Source organism: Cupriavidus sp. USMAHM13 (assembly GCF_001854285.1).
Taxonomy (GTDB): domain Bacteria; phylum Pseudomonadota; class Gammaproteobacteria; order Burkholderiales; family Burkholderiaceae; genus Cupriavidus; species Cupriavidus malaysiensis.
In genome coordinates, this window is the sequence record NZ_CP017752.1 from 1,481,063 (window position 1) to 1,503,517 (window position 22,455).

The 22,455-nt window shown below is 70.5% G+C and carries 17 protein-coding genes; 7 read left to right on the forward strand and 10 right to left on the reverse strand.

The features are described from left to right. Positions 1-11: 11 nt before the first annotated feature. The gene (locus BKK81_RS24945) at positions 12-1,145 is read right to left on the reverse strand and encodes a FecR domain-containing protein (protein ID WP_156811438.1); all 1,134 of its coding nucleotides are present in this window, start codon (positions 1,143-1,145) and stop codon (positions 12-14) included. After that, positions 1,127-1,669 (reverse strand): sigma-70 family RNA polymerase sigma factor, encoded by a 543-nt coding sequence (locus BKK81_RS24950; protein ID WP_083384421.1) that lies wholly within the window; start codon positions 1,667-1,669, stop codon positions 1,127-1,129. The genes BKK81_RS24945 and BKK81_RS24950 overlap by 19 nt, the downstream gene beginning before the upstream one ends. A gap of 351 nt (positions 1,670-2,020) precedes the next feature. Between BKK81_RS24950 and BKK81_RS24955 the strand changes: the two genes are divergently transcribed. Further along, positions 2,021-3,052, forward strand: a complete 1,032-nt coding sequence (locus tag BKK81_RS24955) for a tripartite tricarboxylate transporter substrate binding protein (protein ID WP_071018598.1) — start codon at positions 2,021-2,023, stop codon at positions 3,050-3,052. A 65-nt stretch (positions 3,053-3,117) separates the two neighbouring features. Here the strand turns inward: BKK81_RS24955 and BKK81_RS24960 are convergent, their stop codons facing one another. After that, positions 3,118-4,128 carry a GlxA family transcriptional regulator gene (locus BKK81_RS24960; protein WP_071022251.1) on the reverse strand — a complete coding sequence of 337 codons (1,011 nt, stop codon included), beginning with the start codon at positions 4,126-4,128 and terminating at the stop codon, positions 3,118-3,120. A gap of 75 nt (positions 4,129-4,203) precedes the next feature. Between BKK81_RS24960 and BKK81_RS24965 the strand changes: the two genes are divergently transcribed. The 3 genes from BKK81_RS24965 to BKK81_RS24975 all read left to right on the forward strand — a co-directional run bounded on the left by BKK81_RS24965 (position 4,204) and on the right by BKK81_RS24975 (position 7,788). Next, positions 4,204-4,977 (forward strand): DJ-1/PfpI family protein, encoded by a 774-nt coding sequence (locus BKK81_RS24965; RefSeq protein WP_231908211.1) that lies wholly within the window; start codon positions 4,204-4,206, stop codon positions 4,975-4,977. Continuing rightward, positions 4,974-6,206 (forward strand): DJ-1/PfpI family protein, encoded by a 1,233-nt coding sequence (locus BKK81_RS24970; protein WP_231908212.1) that lies wholly within the window; start codon positions 4,974-4,976, stop codon positions 6,204-6,206. Before BKK81_RS24965 ends, BKK81_RS24970 begins: the two co-directional genes overlap by 4 nt. A gap of 100 nt (positions 6,207-6,306) precedes the next feature. Continuing rightward, complete coding sequence (locus tag BKK81_RS24975) at positions 6,307-7,788, forward strand: CoA transferase (protein ID WP_083384422.1); 1,482 nt, start codon at positions 6,307-6,309, stop codon at positions 7,786-7,788. 28 nt (positions 7,789-7,816) lie between these two features. On the opposite strand, the gene BKK81_RS24980 is transcribed toward BKK81_RS24975, so the two are convergent. From BKK81_RS24980 to cyoA, 5 genes are read right to left on the reverse strand one after another with little or no spacing between them, the layout of a single operon-like run. Further along, positions 7,817-8,257, reverse strand: coding sequence for a hypothetical protein (locus BKK81_RS24980; protein WP_071018600.1), 441 nt, complete (start codon positions 8,255-8,257; stop codon positions 7,817-7,819). 45 nt (positions 8,258-8,302) lie between these two features. Then, positions 8,303-8,704, reverse strand: a complete 402-nt coding sequence (gene cyoD, locus BKK81_RS24985; RefSeq protein ID WP_071018602.1) for a cytochrome o ubiquinol oxidase subunit IV — start codon at positions 8,702-8,704, stop codon at positions 8,303-8,305. Further along, positions 8,701-9,342 carry a cytochrome o ubiquinol oxidase subunit III gene (cyoC, locus tag BKK81_RS24990; RefSeq protein WP_071018604.1) on the reverse strand — a complete coding sequence of 214 codons (642 nt, stop codon included), beginning with the start codon at positions 9,340-9,342 and terminating at the stop codon, positions 8,701-8,703. Before cyoC ends, cyoD begins: the two co-directional genes overlap by 4 nt. A gap of 3 nt (positions 9,343-9,345) precedes the next feature. Continuing rightward, entirely contained in the window at positions 9,346-11,322 is a 1,977-nt protein-coding gene (gene cyoB, locus BKK81_RS24995; protein WP_071018605.1) for a cytochrome o ubiquinol oxidase subunit I, read from the reverse strand. A 2-nt stretch (positions 11,323-11,324) separates the two neighbouring features. Then, positions 11,325-12,191: a ubiquinol oxidase subunit II gene (gene cyoA, locus BKK81_RS25000; RefSeq protein WP_418235923.1), complete on the reverse strand. Its 867-nt coding sequence runs from the start codon at positions 12,189-12,191 to the stop codon at positions 11,325-11,327. A 363-nt stretch (positions 12,192-12,554) separates the two neighbouring features. Here cyoA and BKK81_RS25005 point away from each other — a divergent pair, with 363 nt between their 5' ends. Beyond that, positions 12,555-13,988: an aminotransferase-like domain-containing protein gene (locus BKK81_RS25005; RefSeq protein ID WP_083384756.1), complete on the forward strand. Its 1,434-nt coding sequence runs from the start codon at positions 12,555-12,557 to the stop codon at positions 13,986-13,988. A 118-nt stretch (positions 13,989-14,106) separates the two neighbouring features. Here the strand turns inward: BKK81_RS25005 and BKK81_RS25010 are convergent, their stop codons facing one another. Both BKK81_RS25010 and BKK81_RS25015 read right to left on the reverse strand, forming a co-directional pair. Next, positions 14,107-14,829 carry an alpha/beta hydrolase gene (locus BKK81_RS25010; RefSeq protein WP_071018607.1) on the reverse strand — a complete coding sequence of 241 codons (723 nt, stop codon included), beginning with the start codon at positions 14,827-14,829 and terminating at the stop codon, positions 14,107-14,109. 228 nt (positions 14,830-15,057) lie between these two features. After that, a complete protein-coding gene (locus BKK81_RS25015; protein WP_071018609.1) occupies positions 15,058-18,411 on the reverse strand; it encodes a DEAD/DEAH box helicase in 3,354 nt (1,117 codons plus the stop codon). A 531-nt stretch (positions 18,412-18,942) separates the two neighbouring features. On the opposite strand from BKK81_RS25015, the gene BKK81_RS36140 reads away from it, so the two are divergent. Both BKK81_RS36140 and BKK81_RS25025 read left to right on the forward strand, forming a co-directional pair. Further along, complete coding sequence (locus BKK81_RS36140; RefSeq protein ID WP_083384424.1) at positions 18,943-21,975, forward strand: type VI secretion system Vgr family protein; 3,033 nt, start codon at positions 18,943-18,945, stop codon at positions 21,973-21,975. Beyond that, entirely contained in the window at positions 21,972-22,403 is a 432-nt protein-coding gene (locus BKK81_RS25025) for a hypothetical protein (protein WP_197524046.1), read from the forward strand. Before BKK81_RS36140 ends, BKK81_RS25025 begins: the two co-directional genes overlap by 4 nt. Positions 22,404-22,455 lie beyond the last annotated feature (52 nt).

A 22,455-nucleotide genomic window follows, 5' to 3' on the forward strand; every position in this document is an offset into this window, starting at 1 on the left:
CCGCGGGCGCGTCAGTCCGGGCGCCGGCGCACGTCGACCCAGTAGCGCGTGAAGCGATGCACCGCCACCGGCAGCAGGTGCGGCAGGGTCTCGAGCACGGCCTCGGTATCGGCCAGCGGGAAGATGCCCGACAGGCGCAGGTCGGCGACGTCCGCGCGGCAGCCCAGGCGGCCGTGGCGGTAGCGCGACAGCTCGGCCAGGAAGCGCTCCAGGCGCATGTCGTGCACCGCCAGCATGCCGGCCGTCCAGGCCGTGTCGGTTGGGCTGGCCGGGGTCGGCGGGGCGGCTCCGGCGCGCGTGAAGGTGGTGCGCTCGCCGGCCTGCAGGGTCCGCGTGGGGCCGCCGCCGGCGGGCTGGATCTCGACCGCGCCCTGCTGCACGCCGACCTCGCCGTGCCGCGGCAGCAGGCGCACGGTGAAGCGCGTGCCGAGCGCGCGCAGGCGGCCGTGCCCGGTCTCCACCAGGAAGGGGCGGGCGGCGCCGGCACGGTCCGGGTCGGGCGCGGTGGCGACGGCGATCTCGCCGGCCAGCAGTACCACCACGCGCTCGGCCGGGCCGTAGCGCAGCGCGATCGCGCTGTCGGTATTCAGGTCGACCACGGTGCCGTCCACCAGTGCGATGCGGCGGCGCTGGCCGACGCCCGCGCGGTAGTCGGCGCGCAAGCCCGGCCAGCCGCCAGCGCGCTCGAACTGCCAGCCGATGGCGACGGCGCCGCCGGCCAGCAGCAAGGCCAGTGCACCGCGCCGGCCGCCCGTAGCACCCGGACCGCCCGGAGCGCCGGTGCGCCGTGCCGGGCGCGCCAGCACCGCATGGGCCACCGGCGCCGGCAGGCCGCGCAGCGCCGCGCCGACCGCGCACAGGTGCTGCCAGGCGCGTTCGTGGTCGGCATGGGCGGCACGCCAGCACCGGCATTGCGCCTCGCATTCCGCCTCGCTTCGCGCGTCGCCGGCGGCCGCCATGAGCTGCACCATCCATTCGGTGGCGCGCAGGGTGACGGCCTCATCGATCGGGGGCTCGGGGGCGGCGGGCCAGGATGCAGCGGGTTTCGGGGCGGTGTCGGCGGACATGGCGGCGGGGGGACTGGCGAGGATCTGGTGGAAGCGGTTGCGATCGGGCGGACGCGGGCTCAGGGCGCGAAGCAGCACTGGTGCAGCGCCTTGACCAGGTAGCGCTGCACGGTGGCCAGCGAGACCCCCAGTTGCGCGGCGATCTCCGCCTGCCCCAGGCCGTCGAGCTGGGACAGCAGGAAGGCGCGCCGCACCGCGGGCGCCAGGGCGTCGAGGCGGCGGTCGATCTCGACCAGCGCATCCAGCGCCAGCGCGCGCGCCTCGGGATCGGGCGCGGTGGCTTCCGGCTGCGCTGCCAGGGCTTCGAGGTAGGCCATCTCGATCTGGCGGCGCCGGTAGAAATTGGCCACCAGGCCGCGTGCCACCGTGGCCAGCAGCGCGCGCGGCTCGCGCGCCACGATGGCCGCGTCGCGCGCGAGCAGGCGCAGGAAGGTGTCGTGCGCGAGGTCGGCGGCATCGCCGGCGCTGCCCAGGCGCTGTCGCAGCCAGTGCTTGAGCCAGCCGTGGTGGTCGCGGTACAGCGCGCGGATCTCCTGGTGAAGGGAAGGCTCGGCGGCACCGCTGGCGGTGCCTGGGGTGCCGGGGGTGCCGGTGGCTTGCATGCGAGCGAGGAGGTGGAAAGCGATGGCGCCGCGGCCCCGTGGCTGCGCAACGCCGGGCGGGCAGGGTCGGCTGTGTCGTGCCGTGCGTTGCGCCGTGCCTTGTGTTGCGTGTTGCGCAGGTATCGCGGAAGTCGCGATTCTATTACGAATGAGAATGATTCGCAATTATTTGGGGCTGACGGAAGGCATGCCGCCTGCCGGTGACCGCACAAAAAAACCAGCCGTTCTTGTCCCAATGTCCCTACTTTCCGTCAAGGCATGGCATGGTTAGGCAGCGTGCGCGGAGACCGCACCGGCGTGGCCCCGGCACGCGGCTAACCAGAGCGACATCAGAACGACAAGAGGAGCACCATGGCAGTACCCCAACCGTTTGCCGGCCGCCTGCCGGCTGCCAGCACCCGCCTCACCCACCTGACCCGCCTTGCCGGCGTGTGCGCCGCCCTGCTGGGCCTGGGCGCCGCCGCGCCCGCCGCCGGCGCGGCCGAGGACGCCTGGCCCAGCAAGCCCATCCGCGTGATCGTGCCCTACACCCCCGGCGGCTCGACCGATACGGTCGCGCGCGTGGTTTTCGAGAAGGTCGGCGAGCGTCTCAAGCAGACCATCATCGTCGAGAACCGGCCCGGCGCCAACAGCACCGTGGGCACCACGGTGGCCGCCCGCGCCAAGGGCGACGGCTACACCTTCCTGGCAGTGCTGGCGGCGTACTCGGCCAATCCCAGCCTGTACAAGTCGCTGCCCTACAAGCCCGCCGACCTGAAGCCCGTCAGCCACATGGCCGACCTGCCGCTGTTCCTGTTCAGCGCCAAGCAGATCCCCGCGCGCAGCGTGGCCGAGCTGGTCGAGTACGGCAGGCGCAATCCCGGCAAGCTGAATTTCGCCTCCAGCGGCACCGGCTCCAGCGCGCACCTGGTGGGCACCCGCTTCGCCATGGTCAGCAAGCTGGAGATGACCCACATTCCCTACAACGGCAGCGCGCCGATCCTGACCGACCTGATGTCGGGCCAGGTGTCGATGGTGTTCGATCCGCTGCTGGTGCCGATGCCGCAGGCTCGCGCCGGCAAGATCAACGTGCTGGCGGTGGCCTCGGCCAAGCGCCTGGCGGCGGCGCCCGACGTGCCGACCATGGAAGAGGCCGGCTTCCCGGGCTTCGTGATGAGCTCCTGGACCGGCCTGCTGGCGCCGGCGGGCACGCCGCAGGCGGTGGTCGACCGCATGTCACGCACCATCGCCGAGGTGGTGCGCCAGCCCGAGGTGCAGAAGCGCCTGGAAGACCTGGGCTATGTGGCGGTGGGCAGCACGCCGGCGGAGTTCCAGAAGCTGATCGAGCGCGATGGCGCACGCTATGCGGAGATCATCAAGGCGGGCCGCATCTCGCTCGACTGAGCGCCGCCGCCGGGCGCGCGGCGCCCCGGCTCCCCGATCTCTCGGCCGGCTGGCCGGCCAGGCGGCTAGCCGGCCCGGGCGCCGAACTGCGCCCGGTACTGCGATGGCGTCAACGCGAAGCGGCGCCGGAAGGCCTTGGCCAGGTGGGCTTCCGAGCCGAAGCCCGCGGCCCGCGCCGCGGCCTTGACCGACTCGCCCGCTTCCAGCCGGGCGCGCGCGGCCTGCAGGCGCAGCGTTTCGAGGAAGGCGTGCGGCGTCATGCCGGTGGCCTTGAGGAAGCGGCGGTGGAAGCTGCGCGGCGCCTCGCCGGCCCGCTCCGCCATCGCCTCCACGTCGATGGGCTGGTCCAGGCGGGCGCGCAGCCAGTCCACCAGCTCCGCGTACTGTCCCGACTGCGCTTCCAGCGCGAGCGAATACTGCGACTGGTTGCCCATGCGGCGCACCGCCAGGATCAGTTGCTTGGCCACGCGTGCCGCCACCCAGCGCCCCAGGTCCTGCTCGACCATCGACAGGCACATATCGATGCCCGAGGTCACCCCTCCCGAGGTCCACACCTTGCCGTCCTGCACGTAGAGCGCCTCGGCCTGCACGTCGACGCCGCCGTAGTAGCGCTGCAGCAGGTGGGCCGAGGCCCAGTGCGTGGTGGCGCGGTGGGCGTCGAGCAGGCCCCAGTGCGCCAGCGCGAAGGCCCCGGTGCAGACCGAGCCGTAGCGGCGCGCGTGCCGGCTGGCCTGGCGCACCCAGTCGGCCAGCGCGTGGTCGGCCACGCTCGCCACCAGGCCATCGCGCTCGCCGCCGGCGACCAGGCAGGTGTCGACGCGGCGCGCCGGCAGGGACGCGACCGGCTCGGTATGCAGCGCGATGCCGTTGGAGGCCGCCAGCGGCCCGCCGGCCGCCGAGACCACCGTGACGCGATAGGCCGGTTCCACGTGGAAGGCGTTGGCCATGGCGAACACGTCGGCCGGGCCGGCGATGTCCAGCATCTGGAACTCGGGGAAGGCGACCAGTGCCACCTGGCGCAGGGGCGCCGGCGCGGTGGCGGGCTTGGTGGCTGGCTTCGGCGATTTCGGTGGCATGCGGGAGCGGGCGGCCGGCGCGCTGCTGTGCATTGCATTGCGCTACGCCGCTGGTTGGCAGGAATCGACAAATCATTGTCATTGCCGCCAGACCCGCGCGTCAAGATACTCGCCCTGGCGGCGCTGCATCGAAGCCGCGCCGCCTTCCGTACCTTCCACTACCCCGCGCCACCGCGCAGCCTTCCGGGACCCGCCATGCACGCACCGCTGTCGATCGGCTTCCTTCTCTACCCCCACCTGACGCAACTCGACCTGACCGGTCCCGCGCAGGTCTTCTCCCACCTGCCCGGCGCCACCCTCCACCTGGTCGCCAAGGCGCGCGCCAGCGTGCCCTGCGACGGTGGCATCGCGCTGACGCCCACCACCGACTTCGACACCTGCCCGCCGCTCGACATCCTGTGCGTGCCCGGTGGCCCCGGCACGCTGGCGGCCCTGCGCGACGTGCCGACGCTGGCCTGGCTGCGCCGCCAGGGCGAGCGGGCCGCCTGGGTCACCAGCGTCTGCTCCGGCTCGCTGCTGCTCGGCGCGGCGGGTTTGCTGCAAGGCTATCGCGCCGCCTGCCACTGGAACTACCGCGAGCACCTGGCGCGCTTCGGCGCCGTCCCCGACGCGGCGCGCATCGTGCGCGACCGCAACCGCGTGAGCGGCGGCGGTGTGACGGCCGGCATCGACTTCGCGCTGGAACTCGCCGCGCTGACGCACGGGCGCGACCAGGCCCGAGCGATCACCCTGATGCTCGAGTACGCGCCGGCGCCGCCGTTCGACTGCGGCCGGCCGGAGCAGGCCGATGCCGCCACCATCGCGCGCGCGGTGGCGGCGCTCGACGCGGCCGTGGCGCGTTTGTCGTGAGCACGCTCGTCATGACCGGGTTTGTCATGAGCGCGCTTGTCGCGAGCGCCTGCGTCAGGATCGCGCGTCGGCGGCTGCGAGGACTGGCCTGCGGCGCCGCGCTGCTGGCCTGCGCCGCTGGCGGCGCGGCGCAGGACGCGGCGTCCGCCCGGGACATGGCGCCCGTCCAAGCGCCCGTCCAAGCGCCAGCCGCCGCGCCCGGCCCGGCCAGCGCGCGCATCACCCCCGCGCCGGCGCGTCCGGGACGGGCACGGCCGGTCGTCGCCGTGGTCGGCCACAATACCTTCACCGAACTGACCGACTACGTCGTGCCCTACGGTGTGCTCAAGCTGGCCGACGTGGCCGAGGTCCTCGCGCTGGGCACCGGGCCGGGACCGGTGCGGCTCTTTCCGGCGTTCTCGGTGGTGCCCGATGCGTCGCTGGCGGCATTCGACGCGCGCTTCCCGGAGGGCGCCGACTACGTGGTCGTGCCGGCCGTGCACGAGGACGACGATCCCGCGCTGCTGGACTGGGTGCGGCAGCAGCGCGCCAAGGGCGCGACCGTGATCGGCATCTGCGACGGCGCCTGGGTGCTGGCCCGCGCCGGCGTGCTGGACGGCCGCCGCGCCACCGGCCACTGGTATTCGCGCAGCGCGCTGGCGCGGCAGTTTCCCCGCACGCGGTGGGTGCAGGACCGGCGCTATGCGGTCGACGGCCCGGTCGTCACCACCACCGGCGTCAGCGCCTCGGTGCCGGTCTCGCTGGCACTGGTCGAAGCCATCGGCGGCCGCGCGCGCGCCATCGAGGTGGCACGCCGTCTCGGTGCCGGCGGCTGGGATGATGCCTATGACGCCGCGCCATTCCAGCTCGGCGTGCGGGACCTGTACACGGCGGCGCGCAACTGGCTGGCGTTCTGGCGGCATGAGACATTGGGCGCGGCCCTGCGCCCGGGCGCCGACGATGTCGCGCTCGCCCTGGTGGCCGACGCCTATGCGCGCACCTACCGCACGCAGGTCGTGGCGACCGCGCCATCGCCGGCCGGCGTGCGCCTGCGCAGCGGACTGGTGTTCCTGCCCGAGCGCCACGGCGCCGCACTGCCGGCGCCGCTGCCCGATGCCGGCGCGGGGCTGCCCGCCGTGCCCGCGCTCGCTGCGGCGCTGCGCGGCATCGCCGCCCGCTACGACGATGCCACGGCGGGCTTCGTCGCGCTCCAGCTCGAGTATCCGGAGGCGCGGCGGCCGATACATTGATCGCAAGGATCAAGATTGACTGGCCGGCTGGCGGGACTAAGCTTCGCATCGAACGCAAGCCGTCCGAACCATCCAGTCTCTCCCACACCCGAGGTCGATCATGCGCGACGAAGCCTCCGCGAGCCTTGCCGGCTCCTCTCCTTCCTCCTCTCCTTCCACCACCACCGCCACGCCTGCCGCCACCGGCGCGTCCGTCGCCGAGCGCGTACTGCGCGACTTCTGGCTGGCCACGGGCGGCAGCGAAGCCGACCTGGCCAGGCTGCGGTTCACCGGCACCGGTGCCGCGCCTTCGGCCTTCGCCTTCACCGATTTCGCCGCCGGCGCTGTCGGCGCGGCCAGCCTGGCGTTGGCCGAGCTGGTCGCTTCGACCTCGGGCCGCTGGCCCGACGTGGCTGTCGACCGGCGCCTGGCTTCCTTCTGGTTCCTGACCTCGCTGCGGCCGCAGGGCTGGGCGCTGCCGCCGCAGTGGGACCCGGTGGCCGGCGACTACCAGGCCGCCGATGGCTGGATCCGCCTGCACACCAACGCGCCGCATCACCGCGACGCCGCGCTGGCGGTGCTGGAGGCGCCGGTCGAGCGCGAGGCGGTGGCGCGCGCGGTGGCGCGCTGGCGTGTCGACGAGCTGGAGGCGGCGGTGGTCGGGCGCGGCGGTTGCGCGGCGGCGATGCGTTCGGCCGCCGCCTGGACGGCGCACCCGCAGGGCAGGGCGGTGGCGGCCGAGCCGCTGCTGCACCGCGAGGCCGCCGGCGCGGTGGCCCGGCCGGGCTGGGCGCTGGCGCCCGAGCGTCCGCTGCGCGGCATCCGCGTGCTGGACCTGACCCGCATCCTGGCCGGTCCGGTGGCCACGCGCTGGCTGGCCGGTTTCGGCGCCGAGGTGCTGCGCATCGATCCGCCGGGCTGGGAGGAACCGGGCACGGTGCCGGAAGTGGTGGTGGGCAAGCGCCGCGCGCGCCTGGACCTCAAGCAGGCCGGCGATCGCGCGTGCCTGGAGCAGTTGCTGCGCGGGGCCGATGTGCTGGTGCATGGCTATCGCCCGGATGCGCTGGCGCGCCTCGGACTGGATGCGGCGCGCCGGCGCGAGCTCAATCCGGCGCTGGTCGACGTTTCGCTCGATGCCTATGGCTGGAGCGGCCCCTGGCAGGGCCGGCGCGGCTTCGACAGCCTGGTGCAGATGAGCAGCGGGATCGCCGAGGCGGGCATGCGCGTGACCGGCAGCGCGCGCCCGGTGCCCTTGCCCGGGCAGGCCCTGGACCATGCCACCGGCTATCTGCTGGCGGCGGCGGCGCTGCGTGGCCTGACGCGGCGGCTGGCGACGGGGGAGGGCGGCAGCGCGCGCGCTTCGCTGGCGCGCACGGCCGGCCTGCTGCTGGCCCATCCGGCGGCGCCGGGCGCGCCGTTGCCGGGACGCCCCGGCACGCTGGCGGCGGAAGGCGCGGACGATCTCGATGCGGCCATCGAGCACACCAGCTGGGGGCCGGCACAGCGCCTGCGCATGCCGGTGACGGTGGCCGGCACGCCGATGCGCTGGGAGTTGCCGGCAGGAACGCTGGGGTCGTCGGCGCCCGAGTGGGTGGCGCGCTGAAGCCGGGCGTGGCCGCCGGCCCCGGCGGCTAGGCGCAGCAGGCCGGCAGCGCGCTCATGGCTTGCGCCGGCACGCCGGCGGCCGCGGCGGCCTCGGCCGGACGGGAAGGGGCCCGGCGCGCGCGCACCGCATCGGCCGCGGCGGCGGCGGCGGTGGCGGCCGCTGCGGCGGCGGCGCGGAAGGGTTCGGGCCCGACCCGGCGCAGGGTGTCGGCCAGGCGCTCATGGCCCGGCGCGCGGCGGTCGCGCATGGCCAGGTAGGCGGACAGCACGGCGGCGATGGCGTCGCCGAGCTCTTCGGCGCGGAAGGCCGGGCCGACCGCGACGCCGGCCGGCGTGCCCGCCGCGGCGCCGCTGCCGTCCAGCGTGAGCCGGTACCACTGCTGGCCGTTGCGGTCGACGCTCTCGATGCCGAGGCGGGCGCCGTCCGCGCCGCCGGCCATGGTGTGTTCGCCTTCGTCCTGGTTCATGGGGCCCCCTTCTGCCGGGGCGGCCGATGCCGCCCGCATGGCGGACTACTCTCGTGCCTTGGCGCTTTCCACCGACATGGTGGTCGGCATCATATTGGTGTTGGCGTTGTGCATCACCCACAGCGAGCCGGCCACGATGATGGCGATCAGCCCGGCCGAGCAGAGGAAGATGCCGGCGTTCTCGCGCTGCGAGGGCGCCGTGCCGATGTGCAGGAAGTACACCAGTTGCACCACCAGCTGCGCCACGCACAGCAGCACGATGGCGGGCAGCGCCATGCCGCGCGGCACCAGGCCGGTCATCACCGCGCCGAACGAGGCCAGCGTCAGCAGCAGCGACAGCGCCAGTCCGATCACATAACTTTTCAGGCTGCCATGGTCGCCGCCGGCATGGCCGTCATGGCCGGCATGGTGGGCGCCGTGGTGGGCATGCAGGGAGGTGGGCTTCATACGAACTCGCGCAGGTAGACGAAGGTGAACACGCAGATCCAGATCAGGTCCAGGAAGTGCCAGAACAGGCTGAGGCAGGCCAGGCGGCGGCGCGTCGGCGCGTCCAGGCCGAAGCGGCGCACGTGGTGCATCATCACCAGCAGCCACAGCAGGCCGACGCTGACGTGCAGGCCGTGGGTGCCGACCAGGCCGAAGTAGGCCGACAGGAAGGCGCTGGTCTGCGGGCCGGCGCCCTGGTGGATCAGCTCGGCGAACTCGTAGACCTCCATGGCGATGAAGGCCGCGCCGAGCACGAAGGTAAGGCCCAGCCAGGCGTTGACGCGGCCGGGGCGGGCGCCCTGCATGCCCAGCATGGCCATGCCGAAGGTGAAACTGCTGGCGAGCAGCAGCATGGTCTCGCCGAGCACGAAGGGCAGCTCGAACAGGTTGCGCCCGGTCGGGCCGCCGGCGGTGCTGTTGGCCAGCACCGCGAAGGTGGCGAACAGGCAGGCGAAGATCAGGCAGTCGCTCATCAGGTAGATCCAGAACCCCAGCGTGGTGCGGGAGCCGTCGTCATGCCCGTGGTGAGCGTGGTGAGCCTGGTGAGCTTGGTGGCCGTGGGCGTGGCCGGGTTGTTGGTGAACGAGTACGGTGGTCATGGCTCAGGCGGCCTCGCGCAGTTGCGCGAAGCGCGCGTTCTCGATGCGGGCGACTTCCGACGCCGGCACGTAGTAGTCGACATCCCTGTCATAGGTGCGGGCGATGAAGGTGGCGATCACGCCGACCAGGCCGATCGCTGCCACCACCCACATATGCCAGACCAGGGCGAAGCACAGCACCAGGCCGAAGCCCGAGATGATCACGCCCGCGCCGGTGTTGCGCGGCATGTGGATGTCCTCGTAGCGGGCCGGCTGCTGGTAGGCGCGGCCGGCTTCCTTGTCGTCCCAGTGCTGCTCCAGCGAGGTGATCTGCGGCACGTGGGCGAAGTTGTAGAAGGGCGCGGGCGAGGACGTGGACCATTCCAGGCTGCGGCCGTCCCAGGGATCGCCGGTCAGGTCGCGGTTGGCGTCGCGGCGGCGGATGCTGACGTAGAACTGCACGGCGATGGCGAGGATGCCCAGGGCGATGATGACCGCGCCGACCAGCGCGACGATCAGCCACGGCTGCCAGCCCGGCACGTCATAGTGGTTCATGCGCCGGGTCATGCCCTTGAAGCCGAGCACATAGAGCGGCATGAAGGCCAGGTAGAAGCCGACCAGCCAGCACCAGAAGGCCACCTTGCCCCAGAACTCGTCCAGCGTGAAGCCGAACACCTTGGGGAACCAGAAGCTGATGCCCGCCAGGCAGCCGAACAGCACGCCGCCGATGATCACGTTGTGGAAGTGGGCCACCAGGAACAGGCTGTTGTGCAGCACGAAGTCGGCGCCCGGCACCGCCAGCAGCACGCCGGTCATGCCGCCGATGGCGAAGGTGACCATGAAGCCGATCGTCCACAGCGTGGCCGAGTGGTAGCGGATGCGGCCGCGGTACATGGTGAACAGCCAGTTGAACAGCTTGACGCCGGTCGGGATCGAGATGATCGAGGTCATGATGCCGAAGAAGGCATTGACGTTGGCGCCCGAACCCATGGTGAAGAAGTGGTGCAGCCAGACGAAGAACGACAGGATGCCGATCGACGAGGTGGCGTAGACCATCGACTTGTAGCCGAACAGCGGCTTGCGCGAGAAGGTGGCGATGATCTCGGAGAAGGCGCCGAAGGCGGGCAGGATCAGGATGTACACCTCGGGGTGGCCCCACACCCAGATCAGGTTGATGTACATCATGGCGTTGCCGCCCAGCTCGTTGGTGAAGAAGTGCATGCCGAGGTAGCGGTCGGCAGACAGCAGCGCCAGCGTGGCGGTCAGCACCGGGAACACGGCGACGATCAGGATGTTGGTGATCAGCGCGGTCCAGGTGAACACCGGCATCTTCATCAGGTTCATGCCCGGCGCGCGCATGCGCAGGATGGTGACGATGAAGTTGATGCCGGTCAGCGTGGTGCCCAGCCCCGATATCTGCAAGGACCAGATGTAGTAGTCCACCCCCACCGTCGGGCTGTAGCCCAGGCCGGACAGCGGCGGATAGGCGACCCAGCCGGTGGCGGCGAAGTCGCCGACGAACATCGACAGCATGACCAGCACCGCGCCCACCGCCGACAGCCAGAAGCTCAGCGAGTTGACGAAGGGGTAGGCCACGTCGCGCGCGCCGATCTGCAGCGGCACGATCACGTTCATCAGGCCGACGATCAGCGGCGTCGCCACGAAGAAGATCATGATCACGCCGTGCGCGGTGAAGATCTGGTCGTAGTGGTGCGGCGGCAGGTAGCCGGCTTCGCCGCCGGCGGCGATGGCCTGCTGGGTGCGCATCATGATGGCGTCGGCGAAGCCGCGCAGCAGCATCACCAGCGCCAGCAGGATGTACATCACGCCGATCTTCTTGTGGTCGACCGAGGTGATCCACTCCTTCCACAGGTAGGTCCACTTGCCGTAGCGGGTGATGGCGGCCAGCATCGCGGCGCCGAGGATGGCCACGGCCGCCAGCGTGCCCATGATGATGGGCTCGTGGGTGGGGATGGCGTCGAGATTGAGTTTTCCGAGCATGATTACTGTTCTTCTGCGGCCTGGTTCCCGTTGCGTTGCGCGATCACGCGCGCGAAGGGGGTGTCACGGACATCGTTGCGGCAGATGTCCTCACCCGACGGTCCGCGCATGAAGCGGTTGACCACACCTTCGAACAGGGCGGGGGTGGCGTTGGCGTAGACGGTGACCGGGTGTCTGGTGCTGGGCTGCTCGAGTTCGCGGTAGCTGGCGGGGTCCAGCTTGAGCGGCGAGCGGCGCGCCTGCGCCACCCAGGCGTCGAACTCGGCGCGGGAACTGGCGATGGCGTCGAAGCGCATGTCGGAGAAGCCTTCGCCGCTGTAGGCGGCCGACAGGCCGTGGTAGGTGCCGGTGTGGTTGGCGACCAGGTGCAGGCGGGTCTGCATGCCGGCCATCGCGTACACCATGCTGCCGAGCTGGGGAATGAAGAAGGAGTTCATCAGCGACTCGGCGGTCAGGCGGAATTCGACCGGGGTGTCGACCGGGATCTGCAGCCGGTTGACCGAGGCCACGCCGTAGTCGGGGTAGATGAACAGCCACTTCCAGTTCAGGGCGATCACGTCGACCCGCACCGGCTTTGTCTGGGAGGCAATCGGCTTGTATGGATCAAGCTCGTGGGTGGTCTTCCAGATCAGCACGGCAAGCACCGCGACGATCACGCAGGGGATGCTCCAGACCACGATCTCGATCGGGGTCGAATGTGACCATTTCGGCGCGTAGGTCGCCTGGGTGTTGGTTTCGCGGTAACGCCAGCCGAAGTACAGCGTCAGCACGATCACCGGCACCACCACCAGCAGCATCAGGAACAGGGCGACCAGGATCAGCCCTTTCTCCTGCTCGCCGACGGCGCCCTTGGGGTTCATCAGTTCCAGCTGGCTGCAGCCGGACAGCAGCACCGGCAGCACCAGCAGGCCGGCGCCGGCCAGCCTGCCGGCGGCCGCCCGGGCGCCAGGGGGAAGGAATGCCTGGAAGCCGGCACGGGACGGGCTGGCCCGCGATCCGTCGGCTCTTGCTGCTGCATCGCACATATCACGCATCTTGGTTACGGAGCACACGGTCCATCCGCCGACCCGGCTGCGTGGCCCGTCACGGCCCGTGCCGACCCGCGCGGGACGCGGCGGCCGGAAGAGGGGGCGCATACAAGACGTTGGATGTATGTGTTTTGGTTTGGTTGGCGCGATGCTAAAGTAAGACATAATCCATACATAAGCGACAAAATGACGCAGCGCGGAACCATGCAAGAGACGGAGGGGACGGGCGGCAGCCAGGACGCCGCGGCACCCGGCGCGCCGCCGCCGCCCTGGATCGGCGGCTTCGTGCGCGGCGCCGGTCCGCGCTACCAGCAGATCGTCGATGCCATCGAGCGCGCGGTCGCCGACGGCGGCCTGCGCGTCGGCGACCGGCTGCCGGCCCAGCGCCGCCTGGCCGACTGGCTGCAGGTGGACCTGACCACGGTCACGCGCGCCTACGCCGAGGCCAAGCGGCGCCACCTGCTGGAGGCGCGCGGCGCCATGGGCAGCTACGTGACCGCGCCCAAGGTGGAACTGGAGGGCCTGGTCGATCTCGGCATGAACATCCCGCCGCCGCCGGCCGGCCTCGACCTCGAGGACATGCTCAAGCGCGGACTGGCGCAGGTGCTGCTGCGCGCCGATGCCGACCTGCTGATGACCTACCATCTCGGCGGCGGCGGCCAGGCCGACCGCCAGGCCGGCGCGCTGTGGCTGGCGCCGATGTTCGGCAGCGTGGACGCGCGGCGCGTGGTGGTCTGCCCGGGCGCCCAGGCCGCGCTGGCGGCGCTGGTGCTCGCGCTCAGCGCGCCCGGCGACGTCATCCTGGCCGAGCCGCTGATCTATCCCGGCGTGCGCGCCGCCGCCGAGCAGTTCGGCCGGCGCCTGGTGGCGGTGGAGTGCGATGCCGAAGGCATGCTGCCCGACGCGCTGGAGCGCGCCTGCCGCACGCACGGCGCCCGCCTGCTGTATCTCAACCCGACCCAGCAGAACCCGACCACCGCGACCCTGTCCGCGGCGCGCCGGCGCGCGCTGGCCGAGACCGCGGCGCGGCTGGACCTGCGCATCATCGAGGACGATCCCTACTGGCGCTTCGCCGCCGCCGCGCCGCCGCCGCTGGCGCAGTTCGCGCCGCAGCGCGTCTACTACATCTCGACCCTGTCCAAGTGCCTGTCGCCGGGACTGCGCACCGCCTTCGTGCTGCTGCCCGACGGTGTCGGCGAGGACGGCTTCCTGGCGGCGCTGCGCTCGTTCGCGCTGATGTCGACACCGCTGACCACGGCGCTGGTCACGCAGTGGATCCACGACGGCAGCGCCGACGCCCTGCACCAGGGCGTGCGCGAGGAAGCGCGCCTGCGCCTCGGCCTGGCCGGGCAGGTGCTGGGCGGCGCGCCGGGCGGGCTCGATGGCGGCGCCTCGGGCATCCACGTCTGGTATCCCTTGCCGAGCTACTGGACGCCGGCCGACCTGGCCCACGCGGCCCGCGCCGAGGGCCTGGCGGTCACGCCCGCCGGCGCCTTCCAGGCCGGCGGCGCGGCCGCCAGCGCCATCCGCATCTCGCTCGGCGGCGTGCGCGACCGCGCGGCGCTGGGCGCGGCGCTGAAGAAGCTGTCGGCGCTGCTGGCGCGGCGACCGCAGGGGGCGCAGGAGATCGTGGTGTAGTCACGCCGGCGCGGCCGGGCGGCAACCCCGGCGCAGCGTGAGGACCGCCGCGGCGGCGCCGCGCGGAGACAGCTTCGCGAGCTACCGCATGACCCGTGCGGAATGCCTGAAGCGGCAGCTAGGCGGCGGCCGTACCTGGCGCTCCCACCGCCTCGGCCAGCACCGCGCACAGCCGCGCCATCAGTGCGGCATCCCGCGCGGCCTGCACCGACAGCATGTGGCCGGCGCCGGGCAGGTCGACGATGCGCGCGTCCTGCGCCTGCGCGGCGTTGGCCTGCAGCGTGGCGGCGATTTCGGGCGGGATGACCTGGTCGTGGCCGGCGCGCACCAGGGTCATGCGGCCGCGGAAGGCGGCGATGTCGCGGAACACGCGCGAGCGGCGCCAGCTCTGCTCGCGCCGGATCTGCGCGCTGAAGGCCGGCCCGAAGGGCGTGGCAAAGGCCGCTTCGTCGTAGGCGGCGCCGACCACGGTGACCAGGTGCCCGATGCGGTGGCGCGGGTCGCAGGCCAGGCGCACGGCGATCTCGCCGCTCATGCTGATGCCGATCACGCTGCGCGGGCCGTCGGCATCCAGGCAGGACAAGGCCGCGGCCGCTTCGGCGTGGCGCTTGGCCAGCGAGTTCGGCGTGCGCGCGCTGCTCTCGCCGTGGCCGGAGAAGTCGATGGCGAGGCTGCCGATGCCGCGCGCGGCCAGGGCCTGGCGCACCGCCAGCCAGCGGCCGCGGTGGCTGGTGCCGGCACCGTGCAGCAGCAGGCAGCGGATGCCGCCGGCGGCGTCGAGGCGGTCGGCGGCGAGGGTTTCGTCGGGCGTGTCGATGGTGAAGGGGCGCGGCGCGTGCATGGCATCCGGTGAGCAAGGCCGCGCCGGGCCGGCGCGGGCGCGGTCATTCTACGCCGCGCCGACGGCTGTCGATGGCTGCCGATGGCTGTCGATGGCTGTCGATGGCGGCCGTCAGCCAGCCGCACTGCGGCGGCGAGTGCGTTGTCGCAGGACGGGGAGTCTGCCCTGTGCCGATCTGAACGATGGCGTGAGCCGCCGCATCGCCGCCGCGTATGGGCGCGCTTCCCGTTATGTTCCCGCCCTGGTGCGAGACCGCGCCTTCGTCGCGGGCATGACAGCCTGCGCCGTCGGGATCGGTTCAAAGAGTGCCTCGATGTCTTCGGCGGAGAACTTGACGGCGCCGGCGGCATCCTCCGACAGGATCGCCTCGGCGAGCGCCGCCTTCTGTTCCTGCATCGCGACGATCTTCTCCTCCACGCTGCCGGCGGTGATCAGCTTGTAGACGAACACGGGCTTGTCCTGTCCGAGCCGGTGCGCGCGGTCGGTGGCCTGGTTTTCCACGGCGGGGTTCCACCAGGGATCGTAGTGAATGACGGTGTCCGCCGCCGTCAGGTTCAGGCCGACACCGCCGGCCTTCAGGCTGATCAGGAAAAGCGGCACCTCGCCCTGCTTGAAGCGCTTGACCGGCGTGGCGCGATCTGCGGTATCCCCGGTCAGCAGGACATAGGGAATGCCGGCCTTTTCCACCTCCGCCGCAATGAGGTCGAGCATGCTGGTGAACTGCGAGAACAAGAGGATGCGGCGACCTTCCTCGATCAGTTCGGGCAGCATGTCGAGCAGCAGTCCGAGCTTGGCGGATTCCTTGACCCGGCCCGACTGCCCGACCTTGGCCAGACGCGGATCGCAGCAGACCTGGCGCAGCTTGAGCAAGGCCTCCAGCACGATGATATGGCTGCGCGCGAGGCCTTTGGCAGCAACGGCCGCCCGGACCTTGTCCTGCATGGCGGCACGTACCGTCTCGTACAGGTCACGCTGCGCGCCTTCGAGCTCGACCGTTCGCACGATCATTGTCTTCGGCGGCAATTCGGTGGCGACCTCATCCTTGCGCCGGCGCAGCATGAACGGGCGGATGCGCCGCGCGAGCAGTTCACGCCGTACCGCATCGCCGCCCTTTTCGATGGGGGTGCGCCAGCGCCGGGTGAAGTCCTGGCGGGTGCCGAGGAACCCCGGCAGCAGGAAGTCGAACTGGGCCCACAGTTCGCCAAGATGGTTCTCGAGCGGGGTCCCGGTCAGGCACAGGCGGTGTCGCGCCTGCAGTTCGCGGATGGTCGCCGCCGACTTGGTGGCGGCGTTCTTGACATACTGCGCCTCGTCCAGGATCAGCAGGTGATAGTCGTGCCCGGCAAGGATCTCGCGGTCGCGCCACAGCAATGCGTAGGTGGTCAGGACCACATCGTGCGCGCCGATCCGTTCGAACCGATCGCGGCGTTGAGGGCCATGCAGATCCAGCACGCGTAGCGTCGGCGTGAAGCGCTGCGCTTCCTCGCACCAGTTGTGCATCAAGGTCGTCGGCACCACGACCAGTGCCGGCCGGTCCAGCCTGCCACCTTCCTTCTCGGTGAGGATGTGGGCAAGCGCCTGGACGGTTTTGCCCAGGCCCATATCGTCGGCGAGCACACCTGACAGCCCGTGCTCGCGCAGGAACTGCATCCAGGCGAGTCCCTGGCGCTGGTAGGCGCGCAGTTCGGCGTGCAGCCCGCGCGGCACCGGCACGTCGGCGATGCCGGGCCCGGCCATCAGGCGCTGCGCGAGTTGCCGGACCGATGCATCACCGTGAAACTGCCAGCGCCCTGACTGATCCAGGGCATGCAGCCTGGCCGCATCCCACCGGGCAATGCGCAGGCCGGTGCCGAGCGCGTCGAACAAGTCGATCAGCACGCGTACGACCGGCTTGAGCCGATCGGCACGCAGGCGGAGCCGCTCGTTGCGATCGGTCTTCAAGTCGATCGCCTCATCGTCGGCGATTGCATCCAGCTTGCCGGACAACCAGCGCGCATCGCGACGGAAGAGGTCTGCCAGCAGCGGTTCCAGGCGCACCGTACGGCCATTGACGCTGATGCCCATCTCCACGTCGAACCAGCCGTCGCCAGTCGGGCGCAGCGTGCCGTCTATCGCTTCGATCTCGATCACGTTGTGCCGGAACGCGTCGCTCATCACGACGCGCCAGCCGCTCGCCCTGAGCGCGGGCAGGCCCCGTTTCACGATCTCCGGCCAGTCTCCGCTGTTGTCGGGACCGAGCATGCCATCCGGGAACGGCTTTGGCCCGAAGATGCGATCAGCCCGGAGTTTCCGCAATCCGGCCTTGTGCAGCTCGGTCAGGCGTTGGCGTTCGGCGTCGGCATCTCGTCTGATCTGGACGATCTCTTCGCCGGCGTTGCGCACCAGCGTCGTGTTGCTGTGTGCCGGAAGGCTGTGCTCTGCGTAATCGAAGCTGACCGTAGCAAAATCCTGCGGTGATGCCCAGGTCGGCAAGGTGTCCAGTGCCAGTACGGGGACGGGCGCGGTGTCGACGATCCGCACCGGCGCGGCCTCATGCGACGGAGGGGCGGGCAGGTCGGGCGCAATGTCACGCAGCACCTTGCCGACCAGCGCGGATTCCTCCGGCGTGATGGCCGGCATCGACAGGAAATCCTCGACCTGCTCCGCGGGCCATGGCAAAGCGAGGAGGCCGGCCTCGCCGGAATGCGTATCCACATACCAGCATGGCCGGATGGCGGTCAGCAGCAGGGCGGCCGGCGGCTCGGCCTGCAAGACTGGCCGCAGGCGCGCGTCGGCCTGTGCTTGCCACACGATCTGTGTACTGCGCGCAGGCCCGCCGCGTACCAGGCAGCGCGTGCCGGAATGCGTCGGGCCCGTGGCGGAAGACGCGAACAGCCGGCCGGTAGCGACCAGCTTCTCGAACGTGCCGGCACCATTAGCACCTTGCAGGCTGAAGCTGCCGGTGTAGGTACCACGCGAGCGGTCCAGCCACAAGCCGCGCAGGATCGGCAGGTCCTCCTCGCTGACGAACTTCGGCGGCTCGATCAGCGCCCTCTCCAGGTTCTGCCAGGGGGCGTCGAGCGAGCGGATCGACCCGTCCACGCCCACGCGGGCCTTGTACAGGAAGACCTCGACGCCGCGATAGGTCTGCCCGACCACATAGGCCAGCGCATGGGTGGCCTTGGCGGCCTTCTGCCTGGCCGAGGAAGCGGGCGCCGCGCGTCTGGCACGGAAACCGTCCAGCCACGACATCAATTCCGCGCGCACGCCGACGGCTGCCGGCCTGGGCCGCTGTGCGAGGCCGGCGTGGTGCGCGGGATCGGCGCCGTGTGCGAGAGCGGCGATCAGGAGCGCTGCCACGTGCTTGCAGTCAACGCCGACCGGGCACGTGCATTCGCCTTTCATCGACACGTCTTCCTTCGTGTGATGGAAATAGACATGCACAGCGTAGGGGAGGCTGCGCGTGCCTTGCACCAGGCCCGCCAAGGTATCGTCGTCCATCCAGTGAAGCTTGGAGACCGCGCGCGCGTAGGAGCGGGCCTTGGATACCGTGTAGGGGCCTAGCCACTCCTTAATCTGCGCGGAATTGTAGGAGACAGGCATTGGCGGGATTCAGGTTGAACAGGCGGCGAGTATTCTACGCTGCGAGCCCTCCGGCCGGTCGCTTCGACGTCCCGCGGCCGGCGCTCCGGCGTGGTCAGCGGATCGTCGCTGTCGAGCGGCACGCGATCCTTCGGCGGCGTGTAGGCGTGTAGGCGTGCTGGATGGGTTGCCTGGGGACGTACTTCGTGCCCCATCCGCCCGGCGCCAGACTCAAACTCGCAGGGCTGGCGGGCCTCGGCTTCAGGACGGCGCTCGATCTCCGGCGCATATTTATCTCTCTCTCTCTCTCTCTCTTCTGCTGGCCCTGAAGGAACGGGGGGCGATGGACGTAGGGACTCCGAACTGCCGAATTGAATTTCGTACAAATTGCGGAATTTCGGCATGAATTTTCAGAATCGTCTCTTATCCCCGCCGTCGATCAATGCCCATGCTGGCGTCCAGAGAAGTCCATGTACGTTCATCTCTGCTGAGAGCCTGCTGCCAGCCCTGACTTAGCGGCAGCAACCAGGTGCTCAGCCACTTGGAGCATCGATGGCAAGACAATCCGATATGCGCTTCACCTTCAAGGCGGGGGGCCTCGAGTTCGATGTGGTCTCGTTCGACCTGGACGAAGGACTGAGCCAGCCGTTCACGCTGTCGGTCGACCTGGCCAGCACCGACCCGTCGATCGATTTCGGGGCGGTGCTCGACCAGCCCGCGCAGCTCACCATCTGGCGCGCCGACCAGCCCGTGCGCTACGTCCACGGCGTGGTCAGTGATTTCGAGCAAGGAGACACCGGCTTTCGCCGCACCCGTTACCGCGCCGTGGTCGAACCCAAGCTCGCGCGTACGGGGTTGTGCGCCGACTGGCGCATCTTCCAGCGGCAGAGCGTGCCCGACATCCTCTCGGCGGTGCTCAAGGAGCACGGGATCACCGACTACGAACAGTTGGTGACCGAGACGCACCTGCCGCGCGAGTACTGCGTGCAGGCGGGCGACAGCGACCTGCATTTCCTCGCCCGGCTGGCCGCGGAAGAGGGCTTCTACTACGCCTTTGCCTTCGCCGATGCCAGCCACCGCCTGGTGCATGGGGACAATCTCTACATCTTCGGCGCCATCGACGGCGGCCCGGTCGAATACAACGCCACGCCAGGCGGCGACCAGCCCACGCCGGCGCTGCGCCGCTTCCGTTACCGTGAGCGCGTGCGCACCGCGCGGCAGACCCAGCGCGACTACACCTTCAAGCATCCGACCTACAACCAGCAGCATCAACACGACGGCGCGCAGCTTGATCACCAGGGGCCGGACTACGAGGTCTACCAATTCCCCGGGCGCTACAAGGAAGACGCGGCGGGGCAGCCCTTCACCCGCACCCGCCTGCGCGGGCTGCGCGGCGACGCGCGTACCGCCGAAGTGGAAGGCGACGACGCGCGCCTGGTGCCCGGCCTGGCCTTCGACCTCAACGGCCATCCGCGCGCCGACCTCAACCGCGGCTGGCGGCCCCTGCGCATCAGGCACCGCGGCGTGCAGCACACCAGCCAGGCCGAGGAAAGCGCCGACGCGCAGCAGGGCACCCACTACAGCTACACCGCCGAGCTGGTTCCCGATGATGTGGAATGGCGTCCCGCACCCATGGCCAAGCCGCGCATCGATGGCCCGCAGGTCGCCATCGTCGTCGGCCCGCCGGGCGAGGAAATCCACTGCGACGAGTGGGGCCGGGTCAAGGTCCAGTTCACCTGGGACCGGCAGGGCAAGTCCGACGAGCACAGCTCCTGCTGGATCCGCGTTTCGCAGAACTGGGCCGGCGCCACCTGGGGGCACATGGCCATCCCGCGTATCGGCCAAGAGGTACTGGTAGGCAACGTCGACGGTGACTGCGACCAGCCTCTGGTGATCGGCAGAACCTACATGGCGCTGCAGCGCCCGCCCTATGAACTGCCCAGGCACAACATCCTCAGCACCATCAAGAGCAAGGAGCACAAGGCCGGGCGCAACAACGAACTGCTGTTCGACGACACCCATGGCGAGATCAGCACCACCCTGCGCAGCGACCAGGGCGCCAGCGCGCTCAACCTGGGCTACCTCGTCCACCCGCGCCCGGGCGGCGGCAAGGCGCGCGGCAAGGGCTTCGAGCTGCGCACCGACGAGCACGGCGCGGTGCGCGCCGGCTCCGGCCTGCTGCTGACCACCGAGCCGCGTCCGCGCGCCAGCGAGCACCACAAGGACCTCAAGGAAACCGCCGCCCGTCTGCACGTGGCTGGTGAGCAGCAGGAGGGATTCGGCACCCAGGCCCGCGAAGTGCAGGCGCAGGAGGCGGGTGACCAGGATGCGGTCGCCAAGGCGCTGCAGAAGCAACACCAGGGCATCGTCGGCAACGGCCCAGGCGACCCGTCCAGCAACAACTTTCCCGAGTTCGCGCAGCCGTACGTCGTCATCGCCAGCCCGGTTGGCATTGCCACCAGCACGCCCGGCTCGACTCATATCGCCAGCGGCGAGCACATCGCGCTCAGCAGTACGGAACACATCAGCCTGACCAGCGGCAAGCGTTTGCTCGCCAGCGCCAGCCGTGGCATGCGCCTGTTCGTGCAGAGCCTGGGCTATCGCCTGATTGCGGCGGCAGGGGACATCGACATTCGCGCGCTGAAGGACAGCATCAACCTGCTGGCCAAGCTCAACATCACGCACACCGCCGAGCGCATCACGCTCAATGCCAAGACCGAGCTGGTCATCAACGGCGGCGGCAGCGCGACGGTGTACAACGCGGGCGGCATCACCCACCAGACCAGCGGGCGCTACACCGGTCATGCGGCCAAGTTCAGCTACACCGGTCCGAAAAACCGCGCGGCCAGTTTCCCGGAGCCGCCCAAACCCAGCCAGGGCAATCTCGAGCTCTTCAATCGTTACGCCAACCAGCGCGGCCTGGCGAACGGCGGCTTCGAGGTCGAGGACGCGCTCGGCAAAGTCTTCAAGGGCACGCTCGATTCAGCGGGGCGCAACGTCGTCTCCGGCGTAGCACCAGGGCCGGCAAAGATTCGTTTTGGGCTGGACCCGGCTAACCCTTGGGAGGAAGCCAGCTATGTCGGCGTGCCCAAGTGGCCTGCGAATCCGCCGAGTGGCAGCGCCAGCCAGGTCCAGTCCCTTGTCGCTGGCGCCATGCCGTCACAGGCCATGGGCGCCGCGCCGGTGCCAGCCATGGCGAAGTCCCTGAGCGCTGGCGCCACGCCGGTGCCGGCATCGGGCCCCGGCCGCTGGGTCACCACGGACAACGACTACCACGGCATCAAGAACACCGGGGTCATGTTCATCAATCGCCTGACCTCCATGGGTGACGAAGGGCGCCTGTTCGGCTCCGACGGCAAGGACTACATGAACACCACGCGCGACAAGATCCAGAAGTGGAAGCCGCTCCCCGCGGATGCCGACCCGTGGCTCAAGGACAACTCGGCCGTCCATGCCTACGGCGAGACCCGGAAGATCAAGCAACGCTATCATCGCGGCGCGCCAGCGTGGCCCCCGACGCTGGTACGGCATAGCGCGGCCAATCCAGGGCCCACATCAGATTCCCAATGGGAGGTGCCGTCGTGACGCGTCGCCTCTACCTGTTCTGGGGCGGGCTGGATCTGCTCTATCTGATCCGCCTGTTCTGGCTCAACCTCGCCATCGGACGCGTTCCGCTGTACGACGACATTCAGGCATTCGGGCAATTGCACGAGCAGGGCGGCTATGCGGCCGTCTGGTTCGGCCTGTCCCTGCTGCTCACCGTGTCCATCGCTGTGTCGGCCTGCCTGTTTCTGCGGGGCAGCCGCTACGCGCGGCCGCTGGCCTATGCCCAGGTACCGCTGCGCCTGCTCTTGGCGGTGCCATCTCTGTCATTCATTCCATGGCTCTTGCACGCGGGCGAGGGGGCGAGCCTGCCGCTCAACCTCGGGCTGCTGCTGCTATCCGAGCTACTGAAGGTCATCACCCTGCGTCGGCACGGGCGCGCGAAAGGGCCTGCCGCCCCCGCTGCGTAGCGCTGCGCCCAATACCGCCCCATTCATCACCGAGCACGGCCGTGGTCATGCC

Excerpts from the sequence above, each read along its gene's own strand:
- BKK81_RS25005 (WP_083384756.1), top strand. The coding sequence starts at position 12,555 with ATGCAAGAGACGGAGGGGACGGGCGGCAGCCAGGACGCCGCGGCACCC.
- BKK81_RS25015 (WP_071018609.1), bottom strand. The coding sequence starts at position 18,411 with ATGCCTGTCTCCTACAATTCCGCGCAGATTAAGGAGTGGCTAGGCCCC.
- BKK81_RS24955 (WP_071018598.1), top strand. The coding sequence starts at position 2,021 with ATGGCAGTACCCCAACCGTTTGCCGGCCGCCTGCCGGCTGCCAGCACC.
- BKK81_RS24960 (WP_071022251.1), bottom strand. The coding sequence starts at position 4,128 with ATGCCACCGAAATCGCCGAAGCCAGCCACCAAGCCCGCCACCGCGCCG.
- BKK81_RS25010 (WP_071018607.1), bottom strand. The coding sequence starts at position 14,829 with ATGCACGCGCCGCGCCCCTTCACCATCGACACGCCCGACGAAACCCTC.
- BKK81_RS24975 (WP_083384422.1), top strand. The coding sequence starts at position 6,307 with ATGCGCGACGAAGCCTCCGCGAGCCTTGCCGGCTCCTCTCCTTCCTCC.
- BKK81_RS24950 (WP_083384421.1), bottom strand. The coding sequence starts at position 1,669 with ATGCAAGCCACCGGCACCCCCGGCACCCCAGGCACCGCCAGCGGTGCC.
- cyoC (WP_071018604.1), bottom strand. The coding sequence starts at position 9,342 with ATGACCACCGTACTCGTTCACCAACAACCCGGCCACGCCCACGGCCAC.
- BKK81_RS36140 (WP_083384424.1), top strand. The coding sequence starts at position 18,943 with ATGGCAAGACAATCCGATATGCGCTTCACCTTCAAGGCGGGGGGCCTC.
- BKK81_RS24980 (WP_071018600.1), bottom strand. The coding sequence starts at position 8,257 with ATGAACCAGGACGAAGGCGAACACACCATGGCCGGCGGCGCGGACGGC.
- cyoD (WP_071018602.1), bottom strand. The coding sequence starts at position 8,704 with ATGAAGCCCACCTCCCTGCATGCCCACCACGGCGCCCACCATGCCGGC.
- cyoB (WP_071018605.1), bottom strand. The coding sequence starts at position 11,322 with ATGCTCGGAAAACTCAATCTCGACGCCATCCCCACCCACGAGCCCATC.